Annotated in this window: 12 protein-coding genes and 1 tRNA gene; 4 read left to right on the top strand and 9 right to left on the bottom strand. The window is 72.9% G+C overall.

The features are described 5' to 3' along the window. Window positions 1–12 precede the first annotated feature (12 nt). Window positions 13–807 (top strand): nucleoside phosphorylase-I family protein, encoded by a 795-nt coding sequence (locus Dvina_RS04230; RefSeq protein ID WP_223101049.1) that lies wholly within the window; start codon window positions 13–15, stop codon window positions 805–807. A gap of 237 nt (window positions 808–1,044) precedes the next feature. On the opposite strand, the gene Dvina_RS04225 is transcribed toward Dvina_RS04230, so the two are convergent. From Dvina_RS04225 to Dvina_RS04200, 6 genes are all read right to left on the bottom strand, one after another. Next, a tRNA-Ala gene (locus Dvina_RS04225) sits at window positions 1,045–1,121 on the bottom strand. A 65-nt stretch (window positions 1,122–1,186) separates the two neighbouring features. After that, on the bottom strand, window positions 1,187–1,888 hold the full coding sequence (sepX, locus tag Dvina_RS04220) for a divisome protein SepX/GlpR (RefSeq protein WP_223101048.1): 702 nt from the start codon (window positions 1,886–1,888) through the stop codon (window positions 1,187–1,189). Between the two features lie 204 nt (window positions 1,889–2,092). Next, window positions 2,093–2,707 carry a GNAT family N-acetyltransferase gene (locus tag Dvina_RS04215; RefSeq protein ID WP_223101047.1) on the bottom strand — a complete coding sequence of 205 codons (615 nt, stop codon included), beginning with the start codon at window positions 2,705–2,707 and terminating at the stop codon, window positions 2,093–2,095. Further along, window positions 2,704–3,990, bottom strand: a complete 1,287-nt coding sequence (locus Dvina_RS04210; protein WP_223101046.1) for a molybdopterin molybdotransferase MoeA — start codon at window positions 3,988–3,990, stop codon at window positions 2,704–2,706. Before Dvina_RS04210 ends, Dvina_RS04215 begins: the two co-directional genes overlap by 4 nt. Next, window positions 3,987–4,919 (bottom strand): UTP--glucose-1-phosphate uridylyltransferase, encoded by a 933-nt coding sequence (locus Dvina_RS04205; RefSeq protein ID WP_223101045.1) that lies wholly within the window; start codon window positions 4,917–4,919, stop codon window positions 3,987–3,989. Before Dvina_RS04205 ends, Dvina_RS04210 begins: the two co-directional genes overlap by 4 nt. Before the next feature lie 9 nt (window positions 4,920–4,928). Further along, on the bottom strand, window positions 4,929–7,013 hold the full coding sequence (locus Dvina_RS04200) for a GGDEF domain-containing protein (protein WP_246656015.1): 2,085 nt from the start codon (window positions 7,011–7,013) through the stop codon (window positions 4,929–4,931). 46 nt (window positions 7,014–7,059) lie between these two features. Between Dvina_RS04200 and Dvina_RS04195 the strand changes: the two genes are divergently transcribed. Both Dvina_RS04195 and Dvina_RS04190 read left to right on the top strand, forming a co-directional pair. Then, a complete protein-coding gene (locus Dvina_RS04195) occupies window positions 7,060–7,698 on the top strand; it encodes a 5-formyltetrahydrofolate cyclo-ligase (protein WP_246656014.1) in 639 nt (212 codons plus the stop codon). A gap of 3 nt (window positions 7,699–7,701) precedes the next feature. Beyond that, window positions 7,702–8,070 carry an FmdB family zinc ribbon protein gene (locus Dvina_RS04190; RefSeq protein ID WP_223101043.1) on the top strand — a complete coding sequence of 123 codons (369 nt, stop codon included), beginning with the start codon at window positions 7,702–7,704 and terminating at the stop codon, window positions 8,068–8,070. Between the two features lie 629 nt (window positions 8,071–8,699). Here Dvina_RS04190 and Dvina_RS04185 read toward each other — a convergent pair. Then, window positions 8,700–10,682: an intein-containing Rv2578c family radical SAM protein gene (locus Dvina_RS04185; protein ID WP_223101042.1), complete on the bottom strand. Its 1,983-nt coding sequence runs from the start codon at window positions 10,680–10,682 to the stop codon at window positions 8,700–8,702. A gap of 62 nt (window positions 10,683–10,744) precedes the next feature. Continuing rightward, on the bottom strand, window positions 10,745–11,182 hold the full coding sequence (gene trxA / locus Dvina_RS04180) for a thioredoxin (protein WP_223101041.1): 438 nt from the start codon (window positions 11,180–11,182) through the stop codon (window positions 10,745–10,747). Between the two features lie 100 nt (window positions 11,183–11,282). On the opposite strand from trxA, the gene Dvina_RS04175 reads away from it, so the two are divergent. Further along, window positions 11,283–11,678 carry a thiol-disulfide oxidoreductase DCC family protein gene (locus tag Dvina_RS04175; RefSeq protein ID WP_246656013.1) on the top strand — a complete coding sequence of 132 codons (396 nt, stop codon included), beginning with the start codon at window positions 11,283–11,285 and terminating at the stop codon, window positions 11,676–11,678. Window positions 11,679–11,739: 61 nt separating this feature from the next. Here Dvina_RS04175 and Dvina_RS04170 read toward each other — a convergent pair whose 3' ends face one another. Continuing rightward, the gene (locus Dvina_RS04170; RefSeq protein WP_223101039.1) at window positions 11,740–12,309 is read right to left on the bottom strand and encodes a TetR family transcriptional regulator; all 570 of its coding nucleotides are present in this window, start codon (window positions 12,307–12,309) and stop codon (window positions 11,740–11,742) included. Window positions 12,310–12,372 lie beyond the last annotated feature (63 nt).

Below are 12,372 nucleotides of genomic sequence, written 5' to 3'. Positions count from 1 at the left end.
CGGGGAGTGTCCGTGCCGCCAACCTTCGCCGTATTCCGCCGCGCCGGCGCTGCGATCCAGTCCGCCACTGCATCGATGTTTGCCGCCGTCTCGGCGCCTGTACCAGCTACCGGCACCAATCGGTTACTGGTGCTGGCAACGTCGCAACCTGAGCACCGGGCGGTCGCCGACGCCATCGGCGTGACGCGGAACGGCGACTGCCGCCATCCGGCCCTGCGACTGGGACGAGTGGCCGACGTAGATGTGCTGCTCAGCGGAGACGGCAGTGGTTTCGCCGACCGCCCTGCACTGGTCTCCGGCCTCCTGCGCGCGGCCCGGCCCGACACCGTCGTGTTGACCGGACCTTGTTTCGGGCCCATCGGCCCGGAACAGCGGACTGGTGACGTGCTCGTACCGACGGAACTCCGGCTGCTGCGGCCTCGATGGACCGACGGATGGCGTGCTCCGAACCGGAGGGTGATGCCGTCGGCGACGCTACTGTCGGCGTGCCGAGCCGCAGTTGACGACTGGCAGGGGACGCAGGTGCACTTCGGGCCAGCGGTCTCCGGGAGCATGGACAGCGACTCCTTGACGTTCCGGGCATGCCTGATCAGTGAACATCCCGATGCCCTGGCCGGCGAGCCGAACGACGGGCAGATCGTAGCTGCGGCGGCTCGCGCCCTGCCACGCTGGCTGGTCATGCGCTCGGTCTGCGACTGGGGCACTGACGGCACCGGCCGCAGCCGAGCGCACGCCGCCGCCAATGTGGCCGGTTTCCTGGTCCACGTGGTGCGAAGCGGTGGGTTAACCGACGCGCGCACTCCGTGACTGTCGAGCGTGCGGACCGGGCCGATGGATGCGCGCGCCGGGTACCCCTCTCAGCGGGCACGGCCCCGCTGAGATCAACATCACCAGCACGGGGGGCGTAGTTCCCATGTGTCACCCCGCACCGCCCCAGGATTGGCGGGGGACGACGGTGATCCTATGGGGATCCATGAGAACGTGTTTGTGGAGAAGCTGATGGCCGTCGACCTGTGAGTAAGCAGGTCAACGGCCACGCGTGATTGGTGGAGTTGAGGGGACTCGAACCCCTGACCCCCTCGATGCGAACGAGGTGCGCTACCAGACTGCGCCACAACCCCTCGGCCCCTGTTGCAGCGGACCGGCGCTAAGACTAACAGGTCCGCTCAGCGCTCCGCGAATGGGTTCACTGTCCCGAGGCGCGCGTGTCGTACGGGCGGCCGCGCAGGGAGTTCAGGCGGGCGGCCTCGCGGCGGGCTCGGTCCCGTTCGGCCAGCTGGGCGGCCAGGGCCTCGCGGCGGGCGGCGGCTCGGCGGAGCTGTTCGCGGCGGACCTGGGCCTGGCGGCGGGCGATCCACGCCGCGTAGCGGGCCTCCTCGCGACGGCGGCGGCGGTCGCGGAGGGCGCGGGTGCGCAGGTGGGCCAAGTAGTAGACGAGCAGGACGCCGGTCACCGCGAACGAGACCCAGAAGCCGGGGCTCACCAGGGTGATGCCGCAGACCTCGACGAGGTTCAGCAGGACCAGAGCCAGCAGGACACGGCGGCGGCGGTACATCGCCCGCGGCCCCCGCTGGACGCGACGATGGGCGACCGCGGCGCGGCGCGCGGCCGGCGGGGCGGAGACGGGGGTCAGGGCGCGGCGGGGCGGGGGCAGCGGGCCGGAGGCCGAGGAGACCCGCGGCACCAGGAGGCGCGGCGGGTTGAGCGGGCGGCGGCCGGGCACCGTGCGGCGGCGTCGATCGGCGCGGGACAGCACCCGCGCGGTCGACAACGCCCGCTCCGCCACCAGCCGCTCGGTTGCGTCGTAACGGCGCACCAATGCGGGCGCCAGGGCCAGGAGCCCAGCAGCGGCGAGGACGGCGAGGAGCACCGAGGTCGGCACCCTCAAGCCTCCTGTTCCAACCTTCCGCGCCGGTTCCCCCCAAGCGCGCAAGTCATCCAAGTCCGTGGAAGTTACAACGCGGTAACTCCGAATCATGACCATACGACGCGCCGGGCGCGGTACCACGTCAACACGCAGGAGGAAACGCCTAAAGGTGCAAAACGGACATGTCCGAAAAGCCCATGAACCGGGATGAACGGTGCAAATACCCTAGGCGACGGGTGATTTGTGCCAGCGGGCCAGGAGACCGCCCTCGCCGGCGAGGTCCTCGGTGGTCATCGCGTAGCCGAGGTGGTCGCGCCAGTCGCCGTCGATGTGGAGGTACCGATGGTGGTACGCCTCCTGCCGGAAGCCGAGCTTCTCCACGACCCGCCGGCTCGCCGCGTTGTCGGGGCGGATGTTGACCTCGATGCGGTGCAGGCCGCCCGCGCTGAAGGCGTGGTCGACGACCAGGGCCAGCGCGGTGGGGATGATGCCCTTGCCGGCGTGGCGCGAGTCGACCCAGTAGCCGGCGTAGCCGGAGCAGAACGCCCGCCGCACGATGTTGCCGAGCGTCAGCTGCCCGACCAGCCGGTCCTCGTAGCAGACGGCGAACGGCATGGCGCTGCCGTGGCGGGCGGCCCGGCGCAGGTCGGCGTGGACGGCCCGGAAGGCGGCCGTGGAGTTGAGGTCGTGCCAGGTGCCGTACGGCGTCGGCTCCCACTTGCCCAGCCACTGCTCGTTGGCCCGGCGAACCTCGGACCAGGCGCGCGCGTCCGAGCGGCGGTACGGCCGCAGGGTGACGGGGCCGTCCTGCAGGACTGCGGGCCATCCAGGCTGACTCATCGCCGCCTATCCAAAAGTATGACGTCAACGGTGGAGCCGGCGGCCGCGCTGATCACCTTCTCCCCCAGCACCATCAGGCCGTTGGCCTCGGCCAGGCCGGAGAGGGTGTACGGACCACCGGCGAGCGGAGCGACAGTGTACCCGCCGCCGCGGCGCTCCGTGATGTACGCGGGGCGGAACTCGCGCATCCCGGAGGGCGAGCTGACGGTCTCCAGCAGGTGGGCCCGCACGCTCGGGCGGAACACGGGATCGGCCCCGGCCAGCAGCTGGATCACCGGGCGGGCCAGCACCTCGAAGCCGATCAGGGCCGCGCCGGGGTCGCCGGGGAGGCAGACGATCGGCACGCCGTTCTGGCCGCCGACCGTGCCGTACCCGAGCGAGCTGCACGGGTACACGGAAAGGTCGGAGAACACGACGGTGCGCGAGAGGATGCGCCGCACCATGTCGCCCGGTCCGGTGCCGGTGCCCCCGGTGGTGATGATCAGGTCGGCCCGCAGCATCTGGTCGTCGAGCAGGCCGCGCAGGCCCTCGGGGTCGTCGTCGCAGATGCCGACCCGGTAGGCGTGCGCGCCCGCCTCGGCCGCGGCCGCGGTGAGCGCGTGGGAGTTGGCGTCGACGACCTGGCCGGGCTGGCTGGCCCGGCCGACGTCGACGAGCTCGTCGCCGGTGGCGATGACGACCACGCGGGGGCTGGGGCGGACCACGACGTGGCCGATGCCGCTCGCGGCCAGCACGGAGACCAGCGGCGGGGTGACGTAGGCGCCGGCCCGGGCCAGGATCGCCCCGGCCGGCAGCTCGTCGCCGGCCCGGCGCACACCGTGGCCGCGCTTGGTCGGGTGGTACACCTCGACCGCGGCCATGCCCTGGTCGGTCATCCCGGGCGGCACGACGACGTCGGCCGAGACCGGCATCAGCGCGCCGGCCGCGACCGAGAAGCAGGTGCCGGGGGTGAGGCGGACCGGTCGCCAGCTGGAGGCGACCAGGTCACCGACGACGCTCAGCCGGACCGGGCGGCCCGGCTGGGCGTCGCTGACGTCGTCGAAGCGCGCGGCGTAGCCGTCGATGGCGGCGTGGTCGAACGCGGGCACCGGGCCCGGCCCGACCACGTCCTCGGCGAGCACGTTGCCGTGCGCGGCGGTGATCTCCAGGTCCAGCGGGGGCAACGGGCGCAGCCCACGGAGCACGCCGGCGAGATAGTCGGCGAGGGGGACGCGCGCGTTCGACCCGACGCCGGCGTCGCGCGCCGCGTCGTGGTGGGAGCCCGTCGCTGGAACCGCTGTCACCCGCGCAGATCCTTCTCCACGAACTGGGTCAGCCACTGGCTGAACGCCGGACCGAGGTCGTCGCGCTTCACCGCGAGCTGGACGACCGTCTGCAAGTACCCCAGCGGCATGCCGGTGTCGTACCGGGTGCCCCGGTAGACGATCCCGTGGACCGGGGTGCCCTCCGACAGCAGCAGTGCCATGGCGTCGGTGAGCTGGATCTCTCCGCCGGCACCGGGGCCGATGCGGCGGATCGCGTCGAAGATCTCGGCCGGCAGCACGTAACGGCCGACGATGGCCAGGTTGCTCGGCGCGTCCTCGGGCTTGGGCTTCTCGACAAGCGCGGTGACCTTGACCGTCTCGCCGGCGTCGACGGTGATGTCGGAGGGCTCCACGGCGGCGATGCCGTAGCGGTTGGTCTCCTCGGGGTCGACCTCGATGAACGCGAGCACGATGCCGCCGGTCTGGGCCTGCAGGTCGAGCATGGCCGGCAGGAGGGGCTCGGTCTCGTCGCAGAACTCGTCACCCAGCAGCACGGCGAACGGCTCGGGCCCGACGTGGGACTCGCCGTAGGACACCGCGTGGCCCAGCCCGAGGGGTTCGGCCTGGCGGCAGGTGTAGATCTCGGCGAGTTCGGCCGGACGCTTGATGGCCTCCAGGCGCTTGGTGTCACCCTTCTCCGTGAGGCGGGCCTCCAGGTCGGGGCGGCGGTCGAAGTGGTCGACCATCGAGGTCTTGCCGCGCCCGGTCACCAGGAGGATGTCCCGGATCCCGGCCGCCGCGGCCTCCTCGACGATGTACTGCAGGACCGGCCGGTCGACCACCGGCAGCAGCTCCTTGGGGACGGCCTTGGTCGCGGGGAGGAAGCGGGTGGCCAGACCCGCCGCCGGGATCACGGCTTTGACAGCCCGCTGGCGCGTCGCGGACTGGTGAGGAGTCGTGTCAGGCATGTAAGCAGGCTAGCCGCCGCGGCTCTGTCGCGGTGGTTGTGCGGCCTTTGGCGCGCCGGGGGTCACCTCGGCGCTCGCCTTCGAGCCGCCCGCCGGCGCCGGACCGGCCACCGCCAGCCGATACGTGTCGCGCCCGGCGGCCTTGGCCGCGTACAGGGCGTCGTCGGCGGCCTCCAGCACCGCCGCGCCGGTCGCCCCGTGGTGCGGAAAGACCGCGATACCGATCGATACGGTCACCGGTACGCGGCGCGGCGCCGGGTTGCCGCCGGCCGACACCACGAGCACCGGGGTGCGCCGCACGGCCACGCCCAGCCGCTCGGCGAGGGTGGCCGCGCCGCTCTCGTCGGTCTCCGGCAGCAGGACGACGAACTCCTCGCCACCCTGGCGGAAGGCGAAGTCGACCTCGCGGATCTCGGCGCGCAGCCGCCGGGCGAACTCGGCGAGCACCGCGTCGCCGGCGGCGTGGCCGTAACCGTCGTTGACCTCCTTGAAGTGGTCCAGATCGAGGGCGAGCACGGCCAGGTCGCGGCCGAAGCGGCTGGCCCGCTCGACCTCCCGGCGCAGCGACTCGCGCAGGTAGCGGTAGTTCGAAAGGCCGGTCAGGGGGTCCGTCAAGGACAACCGCTGGGCCTCCTCGTGTACCCGTACGTTGTCGACCGCCACCGCCGCCTGCCCGGCGAACGTGCGCAATGTCACCAGGTCGGCGTCGTCGAACTCGTCGAACCCGTGCCGGTCGTAGAGGGCGAGCACGCCCCGGGCGGCCGGCGGGCGCTCCGTGGCCGGCTCCAGGCCGGTGGTCGGGCCCGCGGTGGGCGCGGCGATCGGCACCGCCACGTAGGTGACGCACCGTGGCTCGCCGGTCGTGAGCATCGGCCCGTCGCGGTCGACCCGGCCGCGCATCGGCTCGCCCGACGCGGCGACGGTGCCGAGCAGCCCCTCACCCATCGCCAGGCGCAGCTCGCCCACGTCGATCCCGGACAGGCCCTCGCTGACCTGGCCCCGCAGCTCGACCCCGGCCTGGTCGGCCATGAGCACGATCCCGGCCTGGGCCCCGGTCGCGGCGGTCGCGGTCTGCAGGATGACCTGGAGGATGCGGTCGAGGTCGTGCGTGCCGGCGAGGGTGTCGCCCAGGACTCCGAGCTGGCCGCGCAGCTGGTCGCGGCTGGCGGTGAGCGCCTGGACGTACCCCTGCATCTCCCGGGTCATCCGATTGAAGGTCCGGCCCAGCCGCCCGACCTCGTCCTGGCTGCGCACGGGGACCCGGGCCCCGAGGTCACCGTCCGCGACCCGCTCGACCGCCTGGGCCAGCTCGGTGAGCGGCTGGGTGGTGGAGCGAGCGAGCCACCAGGCCACGCTTATCGCGACGAGCCCGGCGCAGACGACGACGGCCACGAGTACCGCGTAGAGGCCCTGCACGTCGGGCTCGGGCACGCTGACGGCCAGGGCGAGCGGCTGCCCGGCCCCGGGGTCGATCCGGCGCACGAGCCGGCCGCCGTCGGTCGTCCCGGTCGCGTCGGGGACGAGCTCGCGGGCCAGGGCGACGATGGCCCGGTCCTCGGCGGTGGGCTGGGCGCCCTCGGCCAGGGAGGTGACCCGGACGCCGCTGGCCGCGCCGAGCCAGCCGAGCAGGGTGGAGTCGACGGGCTCGACCGCGTACGCCCGCCCGACCCGCCGGCCGGTGGTATCCAGGACGTCGACGGAGGCGGAGATCGCGGCGTAGGCGGAGGAGGTGGTCGGCGCACCGCAGTCGGCCCACGGCCGGGCCGGCGCGCTCCCGGCCGACGCCTGCACGCTCCCGTCGGTGCGCACGACCTCGACCGCGCGGGCCAGACCCCGGCCGACGGCGGTCTGTGCGGCGTCGGCGCTCTCCCCGAGCAGCGCGGCCGTCTCGGCGGCGAGGCGCAGGCGCTGGCAGGTGACGGCGAGCGCGGCGTGCAGGTTGTCCCGCCCGGCACTGAGCCGCTCGGCCGCCCGCTGGTCGCTGACGGTGGCCACGGCGATCCCGACGAACACGGCCCCGAGCAGCACCGGGCCGAGGACGACCGCGAGGAAGGCGGCGGTGAGCCGCGCCCGCAGCGTCACGTCGGTCTCCACCCTCCATCGCTTTGATGGGATGCTGACACAGATCAGGAGGAATCGAGTGGTACTGCCCAGTGTGTCCCCCAAATCCGAGATCCGGGCGCACATCCGGTCCGTCCGCCGCGGCCTGCCGCCGGACGTCCGGGCGAACGCCGATCGATCCCTGGCCGCCCGCGCGGCCGAGTTGATCCTCCAGGCGGGCGCCCGGACCGTCGCCGCGTATGTGCCACTGGCGCTGGAGCCGGGCGGCCCGCACCTCGTGGCGGCCCTGGCCGCGGCGGCCGAGCGCCTCCTCCTACCCGTCCTGCTGGACGACAATGATCTCGACTGGGCCGTATATGACGGACATTTCGGCACCGGCCGGCTCGGCCTCCAGGAGCCGACCGGCCCCCGGCTGGGCGTGGCGGCGGTGGCCACCGCCGAGCTGGTACTCCTGCCGGGCCTGGCCGTCGCCGCGGACGGCACCCGGCTCGGGCAGGGCGGCGGCTCCTACGACCGGGTCCTCCCCCGGGTGCAGGCGCCGACGATCGTGCTGCTCTACCCGGGCGAGATCCTTCCCGAGCTTCCCCGCGAGCCGCACGACCAGCGCGTCTGCGGCGCGTTACCGGGCTATGACAACGCGCACGTCCATTGGACGAAGGGGTGTCCGATGCCGCATCATTGGCACTCGAAGTATCAGAGTGCCAGTGATGGAGGCTGAGCGGTGCCTACCTACCAGTACGCCTGCACGGTGTGCGGCCACCAGCTTGAGGCCGTGCAGTCGTTCAGCGACGACCCGCTGACCGAGTGCCCGGAGTGCCAGGGCCGGCTGCGCAAGCAGTTCTCAGCGGTGGGCGTGGTGTTCAAGGGCTCCGGCTTCTACCGCACCGACTCCCGCTCCAACGGCAAGTCCGGCTCCTCCACGAAGACCGAGACGAAGTCCGAGTCGACCTCGACCAAGAGCGAGACCGGCTCCTCGACGACCACAAAGACCGACTCCAAGCCGGCCGCGAGCGCGTCGTCCTCCTCGGGCAGCTCCTCCTCGGGCGGCTCGTCGAGCTCGTCGTCGGGCAGCAGCTCGTCGGGCAAGTAGCCGCACCGCACCCGCCCCGACGCCGGCCCAGCAGTCACGGCCGGCGCCTCCACCCGACCGCACCGGCCCGCCGCGCCAAGCGTCCTTGACGCACCGGCGGGCCCGCCGCGGCCTGCTCCGAGCCGCCATTCCTGCTGCTCACGGGCCCGGCAGGCAGCATGCGCCGGCGAAGGCACCGACGGCGACGACTCGGCGCCCCTCCGCGCGATGCTGGCCCGCACCTCAGTAGCCGCGCGCCGCCCATCTCATCGCGCCCACCCGTCTGCCGGTCCAGCCAAGGCTCCTTGCCCGCCTTCGGAGCGTCGGCACGGCCCGTCTCCAGGCCACAGCGGGCGGAGCCGAGTGGCCCTGCCGCGATGTCCACCGGCCCGCGTCGACGGACGGGCGAGCAGCCTCCGCCCGGCGAGTTCGCGCCGGCCACCGCCCGAGCAGCACCGACCGCACCGACCTCGCGCCCACCTTCCAAGCGTCAGCGCAGCCCGTCGCCAGGCCCGCGTCGACGGGCGGGCAAGCCGACTGCGCCCGGCGAGTTTGTGCTGGTCAACGCGCCGAACGCAACCGAACGCACCGGCGCCGCGCCCACCGTCGGAGCGCCCCATCACAGGTCTCCGGGTGGCGGCGGGCGGCCGTTACAGCAGCGTCAGCTGCTCACCCGGGTCCGAGGATGTCGGCGGCGTCGGCTGGGGTGGTTCGGCGCCCAGGCGGGTGGTGCCGGTGCCGCCCGTTCTGAGGCCGTGGCGGCGGGCGGCCAGGCGAACCCGGGCGCTGAGCTCGCGCTGGTAGGACTCGGGGGCGTAGGAGCCGTTGCCGTACAGCTCGCGGTATCGCGGGGCCAGGTGGGGGTGTTCGCGCAGCAGCCAGGTGCGGTACCACTCGCGGGCGCCGGGGCGCAGGTGCAGGGCCAGCGGGACGATGCTCGCGGCGCCGGCGGCGGACAGGGCGGCGACGGTGGTGTCGATGGCGTCCTGGGTGTCGGTGAGGCCGGGCAGGATCGGGGCCATGAGGACGCCGACCTCGAAGCCGCTGTCGGACAGGCGGCGGATGGCGTCGAGGCGGCGGCGCGGGCTGGGGGTGCCGGGCTCGACGGCGCGCCAGAGCGCCTCGTCGGTGAAGCCGACGGACATCGAGAGGCTGACGCGGGTGACCGAGGCGGCCTCGCGGAACAGGTCGAGGTCGCGGGTGACGAGCGTGCCCTTGGTGAGGATCGAGAACGGGTTGGCGCTGTCGCGCAGGGCGGCCAGGATGTCGCGCATCAGCCGGTAGCGCCCCTCGGCCCGCTGGTAGACGTCCACATTGCTGCCCATGGCGATGTGCGCGCCCGACCAGGTCCGGGCGGACAGCTCGCGGCGCAGGACCTCGCCCGCGTTGACCTTGACCACGATCTGGGTGTCGAAGTCGCGGCCGGCGTCGAGGTCGAGGTAGGTGTGCGTGTGGCGGGCGAAGCAGTTGTGGCTCACGACGCCGTTGGCGATGAAGTCGCCGGTGCCGGTGGTGATGTCGTACATCGGCAGGTCCACACCCAGCGCCGCGACCGCCGTCACCCGCAGGGAGTCGTCGCCGCGGACCAGCTCGCCGGCCGGGGCGCCGACCGGCCGCGCGGGGGCGAAGCGCAGCCCGAACCGCACCCGCTCGCGCGGGCCACCGAGCACGCGCACGCCGTCGAACGAGTCGGCGGCCACGGCGAACCCGGCCCGCTCCAGGCACTCGGCCAGCCAGTCGACGACCACCTTGTCCACCACGTCGAACCGCGGCAGGCCGCCGGCGTCGAGCGCACCGGCCGCGTCGAACAGCCCGGCGACGAACCCCAGCCGCCAGGCCGCTGTGGGCGCCTCCGGCCAGTCGAGCACGGCGCTGGCCGCCCGGACGCTGGCCCCGGCGTATTCGCGCGAGTCGTTTGTCAGCGCGTGCAGCCCGCCGCAGGCCGCCGCGTAGTCGTGGGCCCGCTGCTGCACCGCTCCCGGCACCGGGGAGGCGTGGCCGTCACCGTTGACGAACCCGCACAGGTATCCGCGGCGGTAGTCCGGCGCGTCCACCGGCGGCGGGGGCGGGGGCGCGCCGAAGCCGGCCAGGCGGTTGGCGGTGGTGAGGTGGGGCCGGCGGCTGCGGCCGTGCCGGGCGCCCGTGACGTGCTTCCAGCCGCGGTCGGTCAGGAATCGGTGCTCGCCCGAGGCTACGAGGGCGGTGCCGTCGGCGAGCGTGACGCGGTGCGCGGGCTTGACGGTGGACCAGTGGGCGAGGACCCGGGTCGTGGTGTATCGCCGCAGCCGCCCGTCACGGACGGTGCCGACGATCTCGTCGCCGACCCGGAGGTCCGCGAGGGGCCGGGAGGTGCCGTCGGCCATCAGGATCGCGGTGTCGCCGGTCAGGCAGTAGACGCAGGCGTGCGAGCACCCGCGGTAGGGATTCAAGGTCCACTCGAACGGCACCCGGGACGCGCCGGGCACCTTGTTGATCAGGGACTTTGCTTGGACCTCGTAAAACGTCATGCCCCGGAACTCCGGGGTGTCGAAGGTCCGGGCGACGGCCCCGGGCAGCGCAAGCGGAAGTGCTCGCGGCTGCCCGGGGTCACCGGTGGCAGGACCGCCAGTCGCCTTGAGGTTGTCCCATCGCACGAACCCATTCGAACACGCGTTCGAACTCGATGCAAGGAGACTCGCCCGACGACTACAGGCAGCTACGCCTTGGTGACGGAGTCCTCCGAGACGGTGGCGTCGTCCGACGCGTCAGCTCCTGGCCCAGCCGGGGAGTTAGCCGCCTGAGCCTCGGCGACCTTGGCCTTGACCTCGGTCATGTCGATGTCGCGGGCCTGCTGGATCAGCGACTCGAGCGCCTGCTGGGGCAGCGCACCGGGCTCGGAGTACAGCGCCACGCCGTCGCGGACGATCATCAGCGTCGGGATCGAGCGGATGTTGAACTCGGCCGCGAGCATCTGCTCGGCCTCGGTGTCGACCTTGCCGAACGTGATGTCGGGGTTGAGCTCGGAGACCTTCTCGTAGGTCGGCGCGAACGCCCGGCACGGTCCGCACCAGGAGGCCCAGAAGTCCACGAGGGTGATCCCCTCGCCACCGATCTTCTCGGCGAAGTTCTCCGCGGTCAGCTCTACGGTTGCCATGCTTTTCAGCTCCGATCCCTCATGGCGTCCTCGGGTATGCACCGTCATAACCACATACCCCTTACCGGCATTCCCAACCGGTCCGAGGGATGATGGTCACGTGGCAACGACCGAGCGTCCGGTGTTCGTGTTCGACGGCGACTGCGCCTTCTGTTCATCATGCGCCCGCTTCATCGAGAACCGCATCAAGCCCGCCGCGGACGTCGTGGCGTGGCAGTTCGCGGACCTCGGCGCGCTGGGCCTGACCGAGGACCAGGTGAGCGCCGCCGTGTACTACGTGGCCCCCGGCCGCGTCACCGCCGGCCCCGCCGCCATCGCCGACCTCCTGCGCCGGGCGGGCCTCGTCTGGCGCGCCGCGGGCTCGGTCCTGGGCCTGCGCCCGGTCACCGCCCTGGCCTGGCCGGTCTACCGCTGGGTCGCCCGCAACCGCCACCGCATGCCCGGCGGCACGGCCGCCTGCGCCCTCCCGCCGAACCACCCGGCAAGAGCCTCCTGAGCAGCCGAAAGACACAGCAGCGGAAGAGTCCGGGGCCGCTTCGTCCCCACCCCCTGGACGGTCACCGGAAGGCCAGCGAGAAGCACTCCTCGACCAGGACGTTCAGGTCCTGCGCGGGCTCGCGGGCCCAGCACATCAGGGCGGTGTCGAAGGCGGCGAAGGCGACCGCCACCAGCACCGCCGGCTCCAGCGTGGTGTCCGGGTCCACGGCCATGCGCCGGGCCAGCTCCTCGGTCATCGTGGCCTTCCACGCCACCTGCCGCTCCAGGTAGCGACCCAGCAGCGCCGGCGTCTCCACCGTCACGCGGGCGAGCCGGCTGGACTTCTCCGGGTGCTCCCAGAACTTGTCGGTGAAGACGCGCAGCGCCTGGCGGACGGCCTCGGCCGGCGGCTCGGACTCGGGCCGTGACTGCAGGGCGGCGCGCAGCTTGCGCCCCAGGTCGCTCAGGAACTCGATGATGACGTCTTCCTTGGACTGGAAGTAGCGGAAGAACGTCCGGCGCGACACGCCCGCCGCCGCGGCCATCTGGTCGATCGTCGTCTCGTCGAAGCCCTGGAACGCGACGAGCTGCAGGGCGGCCTCGGACAGCTCGTCGCGGACGAGCTGGCGCTTGCGCTCAACGAGGCTCACGCGATCATCCTACGGCGCCGGGCGCCAGATTGGCACCCAAGGCACAGGTTGACACTCAGTGCC

It is taken from the genome of Dactylosporangium vinaceum, assembly GCF_019904175.1.
GTDB lineage: Bacteria > Actinomycetota > Actinomycetes > Mycobacteriales > Micromonosporaceae > Dactylosporangium > Dactylosporangium vinaceum.
Note: the sequence above shows the minus strand (reverse complement) of the source record. Positions and strands in the feature narration are given on the sequence as shown.

What these genes read in the sequence shown, in the direction of transcription:
- trxA (WP_223101041.1), bottom strand. Translation starts at nt 11,182, where the DNA reads ATGGCAACCGTAGAGCTGACCGCGGAGAACTTCGCCGAGAAGATCGGT.
- Dvina_RS04205 (WP_223101045.1), bottom strand. Translation starts at nt 4,919, where the DNA reads ATGCCTGACACGACTCCTCACCAGTCCGCGACGCGCCAGCGGGCTGTC.
- Dvina_RS04215 (WP_223101047.1), bottom strand. Translation starts at nt 2,707, where the DNA reads ATGAGTCAGCCTGGATGGCCCGCAGTCCTGCAGGACGGCCCCGTCACC.